We start from the raw sequence: 18,186 nt of genomic DNA on the forward strand, positions 1-18,186 counted from the left end.
CCAAGATCAAATTCTTAATAAATTTAAAAAACTTGAATGGTATTTTATTTTTGCGATGACTTTCGTCACCGCACAAGCACAGTATGACAATTTATTGTTACTTTACCTATCTAGCACTGTCTAAATATCTTTTGCGACTTCTCTGAGTCACTATCTCTTTGCTTCGCTTCTTACTGCGTTCGCTAAGATGTCCAATAACATAGCGTTCCTTACCCTTTTTCTACAAGCGCTTTTTTTCAGTTCGCGTAAAATTTCCATGAAGATTTATGGTAGGTACCTTATGAACGAGGTTTGAAAGATGTTTCAAAAGAAAAAAAAAGAGCCGGCCACTACGGGAAGAGTTGAAAAAGCGGCCCGTTTTTATTGCATTTTGCAGTTGTGTATTGTGTTTACCGTTTTGTGTTGGCATTTAGGTTACCCCTTTTTGGGAGAAATTTATGAAATCAAGCAGGAAAAGCAGTTGTATGACTTCGTCTTTGAAGAAGTAAACATGCCCTATTTTGATCAATTACCTTCTAGAGACAGGTTAAGACTGGAAAGTGGGGCTGCATATTGGAAAAAGCAGTTAGAGAAAAGTTTTGCTACAAAACTAAAGGCTAGTGTGCGGCATATGAATTATTACATGCCTCGTTTGGAGCTTGCTTGGGTTGTCTTATCGATAATCGTATGTATTATGGTCCTGAGACAAAGCGAGGGGTATTCGCGTGCGGTTTGGCTGTTGCCGTTTTTAGCAGTAGCATTTGCTTATGAAAATATCTCGTGGGGAACTTCTACAGTTGCTAATGCAGATGCGAAACTTTACCCCACTGAAAGTCAACTAGTGGCGAAATATCGTCCGGAAGGATTATCAGCCAATCCTTTAGACCACCCGGCTGAATTGACTGTATTGTGGGAAAAGTATTTGGAGAAAGATTGGGGCAAAGGAGATTTAAAAAGAGGTGAATTTGTTTTTACTGTGGCACGGATCAAGGAGAGAGAGGCGAATCCCTCCCCTATTTCCAAAAGAACTAATGAACGGCAGTCTATTTTTTGGCTGCTGTTGTATATAGCCTGGAATACCTTTTTAGCGTTGAAAGTATCAAAATACAAGCCTTTGCAAGTAGTACACACCGATGCCCCCAAAGTAGCCCACTAGGGCAGGGAGACTGATTTTTCTGAGGTACCAGATAAAGTTTACCCTTTCGAGTCCCATGAACACTACACCGGCAGCAGATCCAATAATCAGGATGCTGCCTCCTGTACCTGCGCAGTAGGCGACTAGTTCCCAGAACGGGCTATTTTGAGGATGGGATTCAAGCGAGTACATCCCCATTGAAGCTGCGACTAGAGGAACGTTGTCAACCACTGCAGAGGCTAACCCTATCGCTACGGCAATCACTTCGATGTTGCTTAAGTGAGCATCCAGCCAGGTGGCAATGTTTTTGAGCACACCACTGGTTTCGAGAGCTGCGACACTAAGGAGGATACCCAAGAAGAAGAAGATGCTGGCCAGATCGATCCTTTTAAAGACTTCGAACATTTTAAGATGCGCGCTATTGGAGGCCTTATTATGGATCAGGTCAGTATAAAGCCAGATGGCGCTTAACCCTAAAAGAATGCCCATAAAGGGAGGTAAGCCGGTAAGTATTTTATAGATAGGAACAAAAATGAGTGCTGCTACACCTACGCAAAGTACACTAGTCCCTTGAGGGTGCACTTCAATCGATTTGGAGTTCATATTGAATTGAACATTTTTGCTGAATCGCGGGGCTATGGCAAGAAGGGAGAAAACAAGGCAGGCCAAACTTGGAAGAAAGAGAGATGCCATGATTTGTCCTGCGCTAATTTGCTCGCCGATCCAAAGCATTGTTGTGGTCACATCTCCAATAGGTGTCCAGGCGCCGCCTGCATTTGCAGCTATGACGATCGCACCGCCGTACAAAAGTCGTTCTTCACTTTTAGGGATGATTTGCGACATTAAAGACACCATCACGATAGTTGTCGTCAGGTTATCTAAAACGGCTGATAGGAAGAAAGTCGATAGGCCGATCAGCCAAAGGAATGCTGTACTGGTTTTGACATGCAAAAATTTGGATATTGATGCGAAACCATTATGAATATTTATTGTTTCTACTATGCAAAGGGCGCCCAAGAGAAAAAATATAATTTGCGCTGTACTATCTAAATGCTCATTGAAAGCATTCATAGGATAAGCGGCGTCAGGGCAGCCGTGAATAAAAATGATGGACCAGAGGATGACGGCTAGGCCCAGTGCGACAGCGGATTTATCTTGACGGATCACATGTTCAAATGAGATGGCGATGTATCCTAGTGCAAAAAGTATTTCAAGAACATAAACAATTGAAGAAAAGCATTCCATATTTGCCTACTGAATTAAAAAAAAGCACCTATGATTTGAACTAAATCGTTCTTAACAATCAAGGGAATTGTTATATAGGCGATAAACATTACTTATTAATTCTACCCCCGAAATTAGTATGGAAAGCTTCGATATTACACGTATTATTTTCTTGAAAACTTTGGCTGTCATCTATTTTTGCGGCTTTGCAAATGTCATTAATCAGTATTTGGGTCTTCTGGGTGAAAAAGGGTTGCTTCCAATATCCCATTTTATCAAACAAATTCCTTGGAAGAGGTCTCCAAGTCTATTTTACATTAGACATTCCGATTTTTGGCTTAAGGTAGGCGGATGGACGGGGCTGATTTTGGCTTTAACGGCCATTCTGGGTTTCTCAGAAAAGCTTGGATATTTCGGACATTTTTTTGTCTGGGGGTTGATGTGGGGGTTATATCTTTCTTATGTAAATGTAGGACAGGTCTTCTATGGCTTCGGATGGGAGACACTTTTATTGGAAACCGGTTTTCTAGCTATATTTTTTCCACCGGACGATGTTGCAACGCCTTTAATCCTCATTTGGTTAGTACGTTGGATATTATTTAGGGTGATGTTCGGTGCAGGTTTGATTAAGCTGCGGGGGGATAAGTGCTGGTGGGATTTGACTTGCCTTTCGATTTATTATGAAACCCAACCGATGCCGAACCCCCTTAGCTGGTTTTTTCATCGTTTACCTATGTGGGTGCATAAAACGGGGGTTGCTTTTACCCATTTTGCTGAATTGATCGTGCCATGGGGTGTATTTTTTCCGGGCATTATAGGAATTATTGCGGGCATTTTAACGATACTTTTACAGCTTATGATTATTGTCAGCGGTAATCTTTCTTGGCTTAACTATATTACAATAGTGTTGAGTATTGCTTGTTTCAATGATGGATTTTGGCAGTATGTTTTCCATATGGATCCTATAGCCGTGCATTCTGCCAGTACTTGGTATTTGTTTTTGGTGGGTGCATATACTTTATTGATAGCCTATCGAAGCTGGGAACCTATAAAAAACTTGATCTCCTCCGGACAGATCATGAATCATAGTTTTGATCCTTGGCATCTGGTCAATACTTATGGAGCTTTCGGCAGTATTACCAAAAGACGTTTTGAGATTATTTTCGAGGGAACAGATAATCCGGAAGACCCCAATGCCCTTTGGAAAGAGTATGAGTTTAAAGGTAAACCGGGGGATATTTATGCGATGCCTCCCCTTGTTGCACCCTATCATTATAGGTTGGATTGGTTAATGTGGTTTGCTGCGATGGGCAGTTACCGCAATCATCCTTGGACAGTCCATCTATTGAAAAAGCTGTTGCTAGGAGAAAAAACTGTCACTGAGTTGTTAAAAAACAATCCCTTCAAAGATCAGCCGCCTAAATCTGTGAGGGCGGAACTTTATTCTTATCATTTTACCGGGCCTAAAGAAAAGGGATGGTGGACGCGCAAAAGAGTGGGTGTGTTTTTGCATCCGATGTCATTAGATGATGATGCTTTGCAAGATTACTGCAAAGCGTTCGGATGGGATTGATACCTACGTTTAATAGACATCTTCAGGTGAGTTGATTAAATCCCAGACTGGACAATATCGTGCATTTTGATAACGCCCAGTACCTGGTGGGAAGAATCCAAAACAGCTAAGACAGTGATCGGTTTCTGCGGATCGCTTTCCATTAGCTGTACGGCTTTCCATGCGAGTTCATCCGGATTGATCCATCGGGGTTTGGTACTCATGACGGCCCCCACATTAGTATCTAAAGCTTGGGGTCCATAGGACTGCAGTGTGCGGCGAAGATCGCCATCGGTGAATATCCCTTGCAGTGTCCTATTTTCATCTATAATCAAAATGCAACCGCAGCGCTTATTGGAAAGCTCTACTAAAATGTCTACGATTTTATCTTCATGTTTGCAGACAGGAATTTCCTTATCTTTAAGCATAAGATCGGAAACCTTCACTTTCAAACGTTTTCCGATGCGTCCGGCGGGATGATTATGGGCATATTGGTCCATACTGAAGTCTTTCTCTTGCATGAGAGCAACAGCTAAAAGGTCTCCGAAAATCATCTGGATGGCTGTGGAAGTAGTGGGAACAAGATCAAATGGGCACAGTTCTTTTTCTAAGGGGAGGATGACAACTGTATCGCAGATTTTTGCCAGACGGCTGGCGGCGTTGCAAAGTACACCCACAATGCGGACTCCGCGCATACGCAAAAATGGAACGAGATGGAGCAGTTCTTCGCTTTCTCCACTTTTACTTAGGACAACGAACAAATCATTAGCTTTTACTATCCCAATATCGCCATGGAGCGCATTGGTGGGGGGAAGAAAAAGGGATTTAGTTTCTGTAGAAGTTAGGGTCATGGCAATTTTTTCTGCGATAATACCGCTTTTGCCTACACCAGAGAAGATAACAGTACCTTGACACTCAAGGATAAGGTCAACAAGATGTTGGGCTTGCACAAGATCAACATGTTGGAAAAAGTGATCGATGTACTTTTGCTGTTTTTTTATTAAATCTTTGAGCATGAAAGGTTGTCCTTAAACCATGGATTTTAATTGTTTTAATGATTACGCTCAAGTTAGTAAAAAAAATTAGACTTTTACTTTGGAGTAACTTATGAGCAAATTACCTATCACGGTAGCAGAGGGTGATGGTATAGGACCGGAAATTATGGCTGCCACACTAAAAGTGCTTGAAGCGTCCGGCGCTCCGCTAGAAATTCATAAGGTTGAAGTAGGAGAAAAAGTCTATTTACGCGGCTTTCCTTCAGGAATTGAACCGTCGACTTGGGAGTTAATTCGTCAGACAAAGGCTTTTCTAAAAGCACCCATTTCAACGCCACAGGGTGGAGGTTTTAAGAGCCTGAATGTCACGATCCGTACGATGATGGGTTTGTATGCCAATGTCAGACCCTGCATTTCCTATTATCCTTTTGTGGAAACAAAGCACCCGGGGATGGATGTTGTTATCGTCAGAGAGAATGAAGAAGATTTGTATACCGGTATTGAGTACCGGCAATCGGATGACACTATCCACGCATTGAAGATTATATCCCGTCCCGGCTGTGAAAAGATTATCCGTTATGCCTTTGAATATGCGTTGGCACATGGACGTAAAAAAGTGACATGTTTCACTAAAGACAACATATTAAAGCTTAGCGACGGACTTTTTCATAAAGTTTATGAAGAAATTTCCGCCGAATATCCCACGATTGAGAAAGAACATTGGATTATAGATATCGGCGCTGCAAAAATGGCCGATACTCCCACAGCTTTTGATGTGATCGTTATGCCTAACTTATATGGCGATATTTTGTCCGATATCGCTGCCCAAATTGCAGGATCTGTAGGTTTGGCCGGCTCTGCGAATATTGGACAGCAAAGAGCTATGTTTGAAGCAATACATGGTTCTGCTCCCCGGCGTGCAGGACAAAACCTTGCAAATCCATCCGGTCTACTTTTAGCTTCTGTCATGATGCTTGCCCATTTAGGTTTGACTGAGGAAGCTGCCACAGTGCAGAATGCTTGGTTGAAAACCATTGAAGATGGAATCCATACGTATGACGTCTATAAGCCAGCCGTCAGTAAACAGAAAGTAGGAACAAAAGAATTCGCCGATGCAATTATTGAAAGGCTGGGACAGGTTCCTCAAACATTAAAGCCCGTTCAGTTCAAAGAACAGAAGAAGGTAGATTTATCTTATAAAGTCTCTGCTGCATCTTCACACAAGTCTGACAAAAAGCTTGTAGGGGTGGATGTTTTTGTCGATTGGAAAGGATCTGTGGATGAGCTACAAAAGAAAATTCAGGGCGCTAATAATACCGCAATTCCATTGAAAATGATCAGCAACCGCGGTGCAACGGTTTGGCCGAATAATATGCCCGAAACATTTTGTATCGATAGCTGGCGCTGCCGTTTTACCGGTAATGCAATCAGTGAGAAAACCATTATTGAATTGTTAGGCAAACTGCATTCGGCAGGGGTAGTGTTTACACATCTCGAGAATTTATACAGTTTTGATGGAGTTTCAGGTTATACCCTTAGTCCAGATGAACAATAAACAACGTTATTACAAACGAATTAATTATTATCATTAATTCTTTCGTGTCTTAACATAAAATTAATATGATTATTATAGAATAATAACAAAAAATTAAAATTTTAGGTTATTATGACTATAAATAAAATCAGTTCTCAAAGACAAAGTTCCTCTTCTCAAACTCCTGAAGAAGCAAATTATCATTGCTTTCCCCAGGCTATCGTCAATGTTTTTTCCTTCATGACGACTTGCAAATCCAAAGTGACATCTGTCATTTATTGCCCCTCAGCGGTATGCAGCTTTTTTGCGATGCTATCTGCTAAATTCCAAGGCATGAAGCAATTTGCAATAGATAGCTACTACGGCAATTCAAGCAATAGCACTTCACCTACAAGTCCGCCCCCTTCATCAGGAACAATGGGAACTGTAAAAGGCTATTTTCATCAGGAAAGCATTGTTCCTACGCAAGAACCCAGAAAAATTAGGACTGCTACTTCTGTTTACGGCATGCCTAAAATAGACGAGGATAAAATTACCAAATGTTATGAAAGTCTGGATAAACATTTGGAAATTTTAAGAATTCCACGAAATTCTGATACGGATTATGTCACATCAGTCAAGCAGGTAGCCCAGGCTATCGTTCACCTAACTATTGAATTTAAAGTTACTTCAATGTGGGATATGAATCTTCAAACAGCTTTGGATACACTTGAAAATCCTATGCCTATCGATAAGCTCAAGGACATTAGAAATACTGTCAATGCTATGAAAAACAATCTTCCAAGACTTTCAGAAGAAAACTATCCTCTCATTCTGACACATCTCATTATAATATACACCTTAGGCAAACTCGAAAATGAAGCGATCTTAAAGGCTGAAGAAAACATTGGAAAACCCGATTCTGTCGAAGCCCAAAAAGCGAAAGATCATTTAAAAGGCTACTCTGATGCTCTTATTAAACTTCAACAAGACACTTCAATAACATACAAGCATATAAAAGAAAAAATTGACGTAGGATCTCTAGATATACTTCTTTATCTTGATGTTAGCCTTGCTAAAAAGGTGTACGTAGATCCTTACAAGGATAAGGTAGATGAAGAATTTGGAACCACAAAGCTCGTCTAACAAATGAGGGCTCTACGTTGTAGAGCCTTCCATTTCCACCAGGTCTTCATGGTAATACTGACGTTCGTCTAGTTCGCCTTCAACTTTCGCGACATAGACTGCACCGACACCATCTCCTAAGATATTGAGTACTGTGGAGACCATTTCACGCAGCCTATCTACGCCGGCAAGCAAAGCAAGACCTTCTATAGGTAGTCCCACTGAACTGAAAACGACAGTTAACATAATAAACCCTGTTCCGGGGATTCCTGCCGCACCGATAGCGGACAATGTTGCAGTCACTACAATCATCAATTGGCTTTGTAGATCCAGTTCTATCCCATAGGCTTGAGCTACAAAAAGCGCACTCATCCCTTGAAAGATAGCGGTACCGTTCATATTGATCGTAGTTCCTAAGGGAAGCATAAAGCTTGTAATATTCTTGGAAACACCCAGATTATGCTGTACGCAATGCATGCTTACCGGAAGGGTGGCGGCGCTGCTGCAGGTAGAGAATGCAACGGAGATCGCATCGCGCATCCCGCGGAAAAAGGGAATAGGGCTAAGTTTTGCCATGAACCAGATCATTCCGCAGAAAACAATAATAACATGGGCTAAGCAGGCCAAATAGTAGACGCCCAGAAATTTTGCCAGAGGCAGTAAGATAGCTATGCCGAAAGTCCCTGCGACATTGGCCATGATGGCAAAAACACCGATGGGAGAAAATTCCATAATAATGGAAGTCATGCGGTACATAATATCCGCTAGGGAGTCTAGCATTTCACGCAGGGGCTTTCCTTTCTCTCCTGCGAAATTAATTGCAACCCCTAGAAACAGGGCAAAGACAATAATTTGAAGTACATTGCCTTCCACAAGGGAGGCAACAGGATTACTAGGAATAATGCTTAAAATAATTTGGCTGATTGTCGGGGTATCTTCAACTAAAACGGCGCTTGCTGTCGTCGTGAAATTCAGTCCGCTACCAGGCTGAAGTACGGTCCCAAAAAATAGACCCATACCTATAGCGATCAAGGTGGTGGAGAAATAGATCACCATGGTTTTAAGCCCGACACGTCCCAGCTTTTTAGGGTCATGAATACTTGTGATCCCTACTGTCATTGAGGATAAAACCAAGGGGACTATAATCATGCTGATCAAACTTAGGAAGATATCTCCAATGGGTTTTAGCAAGGTGGCTTGCTCGCCGAAAATTAAGCCGACGGCAACGCCTAAGACCATAGAAATAATAATTTTAACCCAAAGCTGCATCAATTCCTCCTAAATGCTTGATTCCCATTCTTTTACGGTAGTGTAGAAAAAAACATTTCTATTCAGATTGTTTGTTTCTTGCGCTACGCCTAATGCACTGACAGTGTTCCCGATAACATTTAAAACGGTTGATATAATTTCGCGAATAGCTTCAAAAGCTGCTATCCAGGCAATGCCTTCAATAGGTAGTCCGATGGCTTTAAAAACAGCATAAAGTTGCAGTAGGCTTGCTCCCGGTATGCCGCCAGTTCCTAACGAAGTAAGTGTAGCGGTAAGTATTAAGATAGAGATACCTTCCCATCCTAGGGGTATATTATAGGCTTGGGCGACAAAAACTGCACACATTCCATGAAAGAGAGAAAGACCGTTAAGATTAAGCGTTGCACCCATGGGGGCTACAAATCCGGCGATATCCCTGCTAATGCCTAAATTCCGTGTCATGCATTGGATAGTGACGGGCAGGGTTGCAGTACTGCTTCCGGTGGCAAAGGCAATATATAGAGCGTTGCGCATCCCTGCTATTAAATTGGTAATATTCAAACGCCAGAAGGCTTTTAGTATGATCGTATAGATCAAAAGCATGCAAAAAATGCCCAGTATATATACAAGGAAAAATTTCAGTGCGGTGGGTGTCCATGAGGCTGCTTCGAATGTGCCGGCAGCATAAGCTGCGGTAACAAAGATTCCGAAAGGAGCTAGCGTCAATACGATGGATGTGATTTGCAGCATAGATTCGTAAATGGACTCCAGACATTCCGTTACGGGCCGCGCCTTCTGCCCTGCGGCGTTAATTGCAATGCCTAGAAATGCTGCGAAAATAAGGATCTGGATAATGTTACCATTGGCAAGCGAGGCGAGAGGATTGGTAGGAATCCAAGAGAGAAGCATAGTGCCGATGGAAGGAGTTTCCAGATGAATGGGGATGGGAGTTGTTAATTCCAATCCTGTGCCAATGTGGAAAACATTAGATAGGGTTACACCTAGCATCAGGGAGATTATGGTCAGAGAGACGAATATGACTAAAGTCTTAAATGCGACATTAAAAAAGGCGCGTGGGGTTTTAAAATGGATAATGCCTAAAGTAACGCTGGAAAGGACGAGTGCGACAACGATCATATTGATCAGCTTAAAAAAAACTTCGGCGGCTTTTTGAAAATAGGGGTGGGCATCAGGAAGGAAATATCCCAAAATGCTTCCTAAAAGAGCTGCTAAAGTAATTTTTGTTGTCAAATGCATTCATTTACCTTTTTCTTAAGACCTGACAGCCATGCTTCCCAAGCATCTTTGTCAAAAGCAACCTTCATTTCCATGTGCGGCCAAACTACAGGCAAAGGCAGTTCTATTGTCCATGAGGAGATTTTCACAGCATCTTTTTCTGTACAGATAAGAAATTCCGCTCCTTTTGCTTTAGCATCGGTAGTGATGGTATAAAGCTGACTCAGGGAATAATCTGCGTGGTCATCAAAAAAGTGACGTGCAACAATGTCGATATGAAGGGTTTCAACAGTTTCGACAAAGGATTTCGGATTTGCGATCCCGCAAAATAGAGCCCCTTTTTTGTGAAAGAGGCTTTGGTTGAGTGTAGCATAATCCCCTAATATTCCCCCAACGGTAAGTTCAACTCCGACGAACGGGGCTTTTGTGTAAGAGGAGTATCTTTGCTTTAGCGTTGTGTAGTCTTGAATATCTTTTGCGCGGGTAATGACAACAAGATCGGCTCTTGAAAGAGCTTTAGGGTTTTCGCGTAGAATTCCGCGCGGAAAGGGGTGCATCTCTTCAGGATGTGTAGAAGCGTCGATTAAAACGATGTCGGTATCACGTTGTAAAGCGCGGTGCTGGAATCCGTCATCTAGAAGCAGCAGCTTATAACCCCTTGAGAAAGCTAATTGGGCACTTTCCTGTCTATTTTTTCCGATGACTACAGCATTTTCAGGAAGGTTTTGTGCTAGCAGAGCCGGCTCATCACCGGTGTAAGCTATGTCGATGGGAGTCTTTGCATCTATAATAAAAGAGTGTTTCTGTTTCTTTTTTGCCCTGTAACCGCGCGTTAAAATAGCGCTTTTGGATCCGGATAGGCTTTTGGCGAGGAAGATGGTAAAAGGTGTTTTACCGGAACCACCGGCTTGGAGATTTCCGATGCTGATAATATATGTGCCTGCAGGACGACCTGACTTGAGGAGGTTTTTATCATAAGCTTGGTTGCGTAAGAAAACAACGCCTTGAAAGAGCTTGCTTAGGCCTGCTAGGCCTAATTTTAATGTTGAGCCAAAGAATGAGGAGTTAGTACGTAGAAAAGAGCGGAATTGCTGTTCCATCCTATTTTCTCCTAGGACAGTGGCAGCACATCAGTACGGCCTAAAATCTTTTGAGCGGAGGCCAGTTCATTATTAGAGAAAAGGTTATATTCAATCAGTTCGATGATGATATGCAGGGCTGCCATATGAGCTTCTTGAATACGGTCTGAAGTGGAAAATCCATCAATGATCAATTCGAGATCGGACTTTCCTTTTAGAGGCCCTCCCCCTTTTCCCAACAAAGAAATCGTGTTAAGGCCTAATTTTGTTGCCGTCTCGACAGCATTGATAATGCTTGGAGATTTTCCGCTGGTAGATAGCGCAATGAGGACATCACCCGGTTTGCCATAAGCTTCCACGCCTCTGGAAAAAACAAATTCGTAGCCGATATCATTAGCGACGCATGTTAAATGCCCGGCCTCGTTAAGGACAATAGCAGGCAAGGCAGGTCTTTTGCTGCGGAAAAATCCGGTGAGTTCTTCAGCAAAGTGAGTCGCATCGCAAAGGCTTCCGCCATTACCGATAGCAATGACTTTGTTGCCGGCGAGGAGGGAATCAGAGAGCATGCGAGCTGATTGCTGTATAAAAACAAGTGCATCGGGCTCTTTTAATGTACTGACTGCGCGGATGGAGTCTTCGACAACTTGCTCAATGTAACTGGTATCCATTTTATCCTTGCCTTTTCAGATCGAGACATTTACATTCTGGAAATTTATACTTTTTGCGGTAGATTTATTGCAAGTAAGGGTTTATGACTTATGACTAATGAATGCTTATATCTGAATGGTACATCATGAAGTATTTTTTATCCTTGTGCACATTTTTCGCGGTATTTTTCTCCGGTTTGTCCGCACGAGAACCCGAAGCATTCCTTACTTACCGCCCCACAATATTTGTTCCTTTTTCCAACGATTTCAGAAAAACAATAGGCGAAGGTCTTTTTGCGAATCAATTTGAAGGCGGCTTTTTTACCTATCCCGATTGGAGTGTGTGGGGAAATGTTTCATATCTTAGTAGAACGGGGGATCTTAGCGGATTCCGCGATTCCGCTAAGATCCAATTACTGACGCTAAGCGCAGGAGCCTCTTACCATTTCGCCATGAACATTTGGAATTGCGAGGGATACTTAGGAGTTGGCCCTTTATATGGCAAAGCAAACTTTGTTGATCCGAGACAAGATCGGGATAATGTCAACTTAAACCGCGATGCTTTGGGAGCTATTGTTAAATTCGGTTTCATTTATCATTTTCAGCGCTGCGCACAATTAGACCTCTTCTGCGACTACCAGCAGTTGGTGGTCAAGTCGCACGTAAGATCAGGTTCAACAAAAGGAAACCTGACCTTAAGCGGACTCAATACCGGGATTGGCTTAGGAATAGTTTTCTAGCCAAAAGATTAAACCTTGGTCAGCCGTGCAAATTTTGCTACAAGCGTCTTCTCTGTGCGGAGTTTAACAAAGAAAATCCTATAGGCCATTCCTACGTCTAATTCTAAGATAGTGCGGATGGCACCTATACCGAAATCTTCATGCACTACGGTATCACCGACTTTGAAGTGCGTTTGGGGAGCTTCTGCAGGCTCTTCTTCGTCGACAAAAAGGAATCTTTTAGGTGTTGTCCTACCAATACGTTCAATGCACTTCTCAGGGATTTCTGTTAGGAATCTGCTTTTGCGTTGGGTACGGAGCATCCCCCATAATATTCTATTGCGGCAGTGTGTAAGGTAAAGCAGATCCATGGCACGGGTGACCCCTACATAACATATGCGTCTTTCTTCTTCGATGGCGGGGGGCGAGTCTTTAGCATTGACATGAGGAAATAGTTCTTCTTCCAAACCTATCAAAAAGGCGATAGGAAACTCTAAACCTTTTCCGTTATGTACTGTCATCAGCTTTACACGAGCGTCATGGCTGGATGATTCATCTAAAGAAGATTTTAGAGATAATTCCTCAAGAAATAGAGCCAGATCCGGTTTTCCATGAGCTTCCTCCCATTCCACTGCTTTAGAGATTAAGCTGTCGAGGTTTTCCCTTCTTTCGCTCATTGTTTCTCTATCTTCAGCGAGGACTTGGAGATAACCGCTTTTCTCAATGGCTGCGATGACGATTTCTTTCAATGGCATATGGGCATTGCGAATGGAGCGAAGTTCTTGGATGAGATCGACATAATTCTTTAAACCGCCTTTTTGTTTAGAGGTCAGTCGGATTTCAGAAGTATTTTCCGTTACTGCCCTTCTTGCATATTCAAAGATACCTATGCTTGCGGATGAGGATGCTAGGCGTAATTTCTCTAGTGTGGCATCCCCTATCCCTCTTTTGGGAAGGTTAATAGAACGGTTGAAAGCAATGAAATCGGTGTCAGACTGGACTACCCGTAAAAAGGCTAAAATATCTTTTATCTCTCTGCGCTGATAAAATGAAACACCGCCCACAATGACATAGGGTATACGCGAGGAGAGGAATTCGTCTTCCAATGCGCGTGATTGGAAGTGGGTGCGGTAGAAAACGACCATATCGTCTAATGAAGTACCGTCATCTTCATGTTTCTTTATGCGTGCGGCGACAAAAGAAGCTTCATCCCTTTCATCATTAGCGGTATACAATTTGATCTTTTCACCGGCACCCCTATCACTCCAAAGGTGTTTTTCATACCTGCGGTAGTTATTATCGATGAGTGCATTCGCGGCATCTAGTATTGTCGTCGTACTGCGGTAATTTTGTTCTAATTGGATGACCTTGGCGCCAGGATAATCCTTTTCAAAGTGGAGAATATTTTCCACATTTGCACCACGCCATGCATAAATAGACTGGTCTGGATCTCCGACAACGCACAAATTGCGGTGCTTCTCTACGAGTAATTTTACTAGAGTATACTGTGCAGGGTTTGTATCTTGATATTCATCAATCAGAAGGAAGTCCCAGCGGTTTTGATAGGCTTGCAGTATTTCAGGTTTTTCTTTGAAAAGACGTACAGGCATGTAGATGAGATCGTCAAAATCTAAGGCTTGGCACTCTTTAAGTTTTGCTTGATAGATCTGGTATACCTTGGGGAATAATTCTGCAAGGGTGTGAGGCAACTCTGAAGTATCCACTTCTGAGGGTTCTTGGAGTGCGTTTTTTGCTTTGGAAATTAGTTCCCGATAGGTGCGTGCCTCCTGCTTCTTATCGCTTAGCCCTAGCTCATTTAAACAGCTTTTAATGAGCTTCTCGGTATCTTCCATATCATAAATGGTAAAATCACGTCGATAACCTATAGCTGTGATTGATTCCCTTAGAATGCGGGCGCCTAGGCTATGGAATGTACATATGAGTACATGGGCCTGTGTTTGTTTTGCGACCCTTTCGCGCATTTCTTGAGAAGCTTTATTGGTAAATGTGACACCCAAAATCCTTCCTGCAGGAACTCCTAGCTCTAGCAAATGGACGATACGGTGGGTAACAACGCGCGTTTTTCCTGAGCCTGCGCCGGCCAATACAAGAAGTGGTCCTTCCACATGTTCTATTGCAATTTGTTGTTCTGGATTGAGCTTCTGAGACAAGATTTTCTCCGGGTTGACGAAGATGGTAGCAAAAGTCGGGAGATGGTGTCTATATGCAACCAGTAAATGTTTCCTGATCTTATCTAGTCCTATTTACAGCGGGGTCATTGTCTAATTTGCTGTTCTGCTAAAATTTACGTTCTTAAACCTGCTACAATATATTTTTAATCAAAAAAACAAATATACAATACATTAAATTAGAATCTTTATTTATTCAATCTTAATAGATCAATAGTAAGATATATTTAAATCTTAATAATAAAGTAAATATTATGTCATTTCCTGCTAGAATGGATGCTCCAGGAAAAAGAGCACTAGATTGTGTTACTTCCCCTCCTTATCACTCTCCAGTAAAATTACCCAGAAAAATTATACCTTGCCCGTCTGGTAAAGAAAATTGCCCGCCTTCTCCTGAAAAAAGTAATGTCCTTTCTATTGCTCAAACAGCTTTAAACTACTCCACTCCCCTTCCAGTTAAAAATATTAAAAAGCTTTCTCCCCAAACAATCTGTGATCAAACAGTGTGGAAAGCTTACTTTGAAAAGGAAGGCATTGATGCAGATTCGGATAGGATAGAAGAATGCGTGACAAAATTTAGTAAACTTGCTTCTACTTACCCCTTTAATTTCGAAAGTTTTTTTTCTTCATTGTTGAAAAAATCTTCATTAATGGAACTTTCGTTGAAAATCGATTTGTCGACCGAGTCCTTTTTTATCAAGTTTGAAGAAATTATCCATCATCCCAAAATAACTGAAGAAGAAATCCTATTACTTTCTGATCTATTAAACTTTTATCCTATACATACAAGAATTGTATTAAGCGCCTTTATCAATGGATTAAATACCGACAACTACTTTGTTTGTGAATTATTAACTGAAGTCCAATATAATCCCCCTTTTTTTATTGATATCTTAAATGATATTTCTGATAAAGACTACGCTTTTGATGTGCTTAAACTAATACATGCCTGGAGGGAAAGTGATCTACTCCCCCCCTTGTTACAGATTCTTCATTCAGCGCTCAAGAATTTTAACGAAAATATTCTACAAAATATCAATGCTATAGGGATTCAAGCACCTCAGCTTATTTTTGATATCGCCAGACTCGTCCATTTACATCGAGAAACATTAAGATTACTCTCAAACTTAGAATTATTAGGGGTACCGTGCCCAAATTTTGAGTTGGATAAACTATCTAAAGTGCTTGAGAGAATTACCCCACCTGATTTTCCTATCTACAGATTATTCAGTCTTTCTTTTGTCAATATTCAGCATGAATTGATCATTGACCTATTGATACATCATCCTGATGAACTCTTCGAAATATTACAACTTAATGACTCAGGACAGGTAACTAATAATTATGTCAGCTCTATCATGCAGAGTATACAGGGCATTGAACATGAAGAATTATTAGAGGAGTTGATAGAAAATGTTAAAGGGATTCCCCTCAACATTAGAATGAAGCTTCTTGCCCTAGCTGGACATGGAAATGTCCAATATGCTGGAATTATTCTGGCGAATTGGTTAGACAAACCACACATGAGGAGTTTTCTCAACGGCATCCTCAAAGTCGCTGTTGAGAATGGAGATTCAGTTTTAGCGAAACATTTAAGCAATACCCAGATTTTAGGACTGACAGATGTATTCAAATTATTTGCTTATCTTTTAGAAAATGAATTTGAAGATGTGATCTATGCATATTGTCATTGCGAGACAAAACCTGACCTGCAGGTACTCACTCAAGCAAGTCTGAAACATTTTACTGTCCATGGAAAATTAGGAGTGCAATTTAGATCCTTGTTGATCTCGGCGCAAGAAGATAGTGAATGGACAAAGCAATTTCTAATTCTTTTAAATAACGAAACTGATGCATGGAAAACCTCCCAGGATAAATCTGAGAGCTTTCCAATGCTCGCTGCTAAACAAGTAATGGCTTTCGACGGTGACTTAAAAGCTGCAGAATTGCTTCTACATTTACCGGAGAATGTTTTCAATCTTCCGATAGCATCTATTTTTGATATTAAACTTATTGCTAGGGTATGGCAAAACGGAAGTTTTGATCCAAGTCAACTTGCAAAATTTGAATCTACCATCCTAGCTCACCTACAAATAACTAAAAATCTCACTGCAGACACTATTGTCAGTAACATTCTAACAGCTTCCAGAAAGTTCAATCTTTCATTTATTTCGTATAGCAACCTTGAAAACTATAAAATTGCATTTAATGATCTTATAAGCAGAACCATAGCCGTAACGTGTGTATTAGATAGCGGACTTATCCATCTACAGTTATTAAATGAAATTGCTGCCTCCCCCCTGCTCAAAAATTTTACTGATGAATTGAATAGCCATCTAATTAAGCGTGTAAGGGCACTGAATGCTAATCCGACGCTCAAGTTAAAATTTGAGTCCCTTCAATTTGACGGAGATCAGAACGGGCCTATTGCGCTCCTTGTCCGTGCTACATTAGGACTAAAAAGGGGCGCAGCGATATCACATGCTGACCTTATCAGAACAGCTTTTTTTGCCTATTTACATATGCCGGCGACTCTTCAAGACAGGTGTTCCGGTGTAAGTGCGTTAGAGTTATTTTTTACTACAGATCCAACGCTCATATTAAATTGGCTGAAAGAGTTTACAGCGAAGAATAAACTAGAGTTAACATTTGATAACATAGACGTTAGCATTCTGCCCAACCTTGTGCCGGATATTTCATTTCTTAATTCACCTCTTACCGTCTTCAGAAATCATCCTGATTTTGTGGGCCTACTACCATTGGCAAACTATTTTAATGTAGCGCCAGAAGATGTTTCACATTGGTATGAAGCTGCATTCGATCATATCGCAGAGATGAACCTGCAGTCCAAGAAAGTTTCCTTGGATACAACAACCAAGAAATTATTCGATGCCTTACTGAAGACCCTGCATTCTTTTACGGCTATTCCGTTGCAGGGACAGGAGGAAACTCATTATGAAGCTGTTCTAGTTGTAGCTGCACTATTTGAACCTTTACCTTGCCGCATGCTTCAGGCAGCGATTCTTTCTAGCGATGTCTGTCGTCTCACTAAATTCAGGGATCAAACAAGAAAATCTTTTAATGAATTTGTGAACATGCACTTTAAGCAAATGTCAGATAATCTGCAGAATAATCTTGAGAACCTTTTTGAAACAAATTTGAATGAGTCTTCTACGGTTTACTTTAGTACTAGCATTAATGAAACCAAAGTTTTCCGGAATGCTATCGTTGATCCTAGAAACTTTGATTTTAAGGATGCTCATCCTATCCTTTCTGAAAACAACTACAATAAATATTTCATAGAACTGGTTGAAGCAACTCTTACTCAATTCATCCAAGATTCCGCCCCTGCAGGTTTACCTCCGGATAACAAGAATTCAGTCGATGAATTGTTAGATCAAGTGCATAAAAATTCCCTTATGAAAATCATTTCGTTGTCAGCCCTAACCACGATAGTGAAGCTGTTCAATATCCACTGAATGATTTATGGCAAATCACTAGCGGGGCAGATAGCTTTCTTATCAACAGATTAAAAAATTCTTTAG

13 protein-coding genes are annotated in these 18,186 nt (G+C 41.3%); 6 read left to right on the top strand and 7 right to left on the bottom strand.

Features of this window, described 5'->3' with window-relative positions:
• The first annotated feature begins 298 nt into the window (after positions 1–298).
• Positions 299–1,135, top strand: a complete 837-nt coding sequence (locus WC222_07680; protein ID MFA6916262.1) for a hypothetical protein — start codon at positions 299–301, stop codon at positions 1,133–1,135.
• Here WC222_07680 and nhaD read toward each other — a convergent pair.
• The gene (gene nhaD, locus WC222_07685; protein MFA6916263.1) at positions 1,079–2,359 is read right to left on the bottom strand and encodes a sodium:proton antiporter NhaD; all 1,281 of its coding nucleotides are present in this window, start codon (positions 2,357–2,359) and stop codon (positions 1,079–1,081) included. The genes WC222_07680 and nhaD overlap by 57 nt on opposite strands.
• Positions 2,360–2,477: 118 nt before the next feature.
• Here nhaD and WC222_07690 point away from each other — a divergent pair, with 118 nt between their 5' ends.
• A complete protein-coding gene (locus WC222_07690) occupies positions 2,478–3,911 on the top strand; it encodes a lipase maturation factor family protein (protein MFA6916264.1) in 1,434 nt (477 codons plus the stop codon).
• A 35-nt stretch (positions 3,912–3,946) separates the two neighbouring features.
• Here the strand turns inward: WC222_07690 and WC222_07695 are convergent, their stop codons facing one another.
• Complete coding sequence (locus tag WC222_07695; protein MFA6916265.1) at positions 3,947–4,906, bottom strand: KpsF/GutQ family sugar-phosphate isomerase; 960 nt, start codon at positions 4,904–4,906, stop codon at positions 3,947–3,949.
• Between the two features lie 91 nt (positions 4,907–4,997).
• Between WC222_07695 and WC222_07700 the strand changes: the two genes are divergently transcribed.
• A complete protein-coding gene (locus WC222_07700; GenBank protein ID MFA6916266.1) occupies positions 4,998–6,440 on the top strand; it encodes an NADP-dependent isocitrate dehydrogenase in 1,443 nt (480 codons plus the stop codon).
• Positions 6,441–6,551: 111 nt separating this feature from the next.
• Positions 6,552–7,544 (top strand): hypothetical protein, encoded by a 993-nt coding sequence (locus tag WC222_07705; protein MFA6916267.1) that lies wholly within the window; start codon positions 6,552–6,554, stop codon positions 7,542–7,544.
• 12 nt (positions 7,545–7,556) lie between these two features.
• Here the strand turns inward: WC222_07705 and WC222_07710 are convergent, their stop codons facing one another.
• The 4 genes from WC222_07710 to WC222_07725 are packed head-to-tail and all read right to left on the bottom strand — an operon-like array spanning position 7,557 to position 11,754.
• Complete coding sequence (locus WC222_07710; GenBank protein MFA6916268.1) at positions 7,557–8,792, bottom strand: dicarboxylate/amino acid:cation symporter; 1,236 nt, start codon at positions 8,790–8,792, stop codon at positions 7,557–7,559.
• 9 nt (positions 8,793–8,801) lie between these two features.
• Positions 8,802–10,028: a dicarboxylate/amino acid:cation symporter gene (locus WC222_07715; GenBank protein ID MFA6916269.1), complete on the bottom strand. Its 1,227-nt coding sequence runs from the start codon at positions 10,026–10,028 to the stop codon at positions 8,802–8,804.
• Positions 10,019–11,107, bottom strand: coding sequence for a tetraacyldisaccharide 4'-kinase (gene lpxK / locus WC222_07720; GenBank protein MFA6916270.1), 1,089 nt, complete (start codon positions 11,105–11,107; stop codon positions 10,019–10,021). The genes WC222_07715 and lpxK overlap by 10 nt, the downstream gene beginning before the upstream one ends.
• Before the next feature lie 11 nt (positions 11,108–11,118).
• Positions 11,119–11,754 (bottom strand): SIS domain-containing protein, encoded by a 636-nt coding sequence (locus WC222_07725; GenBank protein MFA6916271.1) that lies wholly within the window; start codon positions 11,752–11,754, stop codon positions 11,119–11,121.
• Positions 11,755–11,879: 125 nt separating this feature from the next.
• Between WC222_07725 and WC222_07730 the strand changes: the two genes are divergently transcribed.
• The gene (locus WC222_07730) at positions 11,880–12,473 is read left to right on the top strand and encodes a hypothetical protein (GenBank protein MFA6916272.1); all 594 of its coding nucleotides are present in this window, start codon (positions 11,880–11,882) and stop codon (positions 12,471–12,473) included.
• An 8-nt stretch (positions 12,474–12,481) separates the two neighbouring features.
• Here WC222_07730 and WC222_07735 read toward each other — a convergent pair whose 3' ends face one another.
• Positions 12,482–14,623, bottom strand: coding sequence for a UvrD-helicase domain-containing protein (locus tag WC222_07735; GenBank protein ID MFA6916273.1), 2,142 nt, complete (start codon positions 14,621–14,623; stop codon positions 12,482–12,484).
• Positions 14,624–14,895: 272 nt separating this feature from the next.
• On the opposite strand from WC222_07735, the gene WC222_07740 reads away from it, so the two are divergent.
• Positions 14,896–18,120 (top strand): hypothetical protein, encoded by a 3,225-nt coding sequence (locus tag WC222_07740; GenBank protein MFA6916274.1) that lies wholly within the window; start codon positions 14,896–14,898, stop codon positions 18,118–18,120.
• Positions 18,121–18,186 lie beyond the last annotated feature (66 nt).

It is taken from the genome of Parachlamydiales bacterium (genome assembly GCA_041671045.1).
Taxonomy (GTDB): Bacteria; Chlamydiota; Chlamydiia; order Chlamydiales; family JABDDJ01; genus JABDDJ01.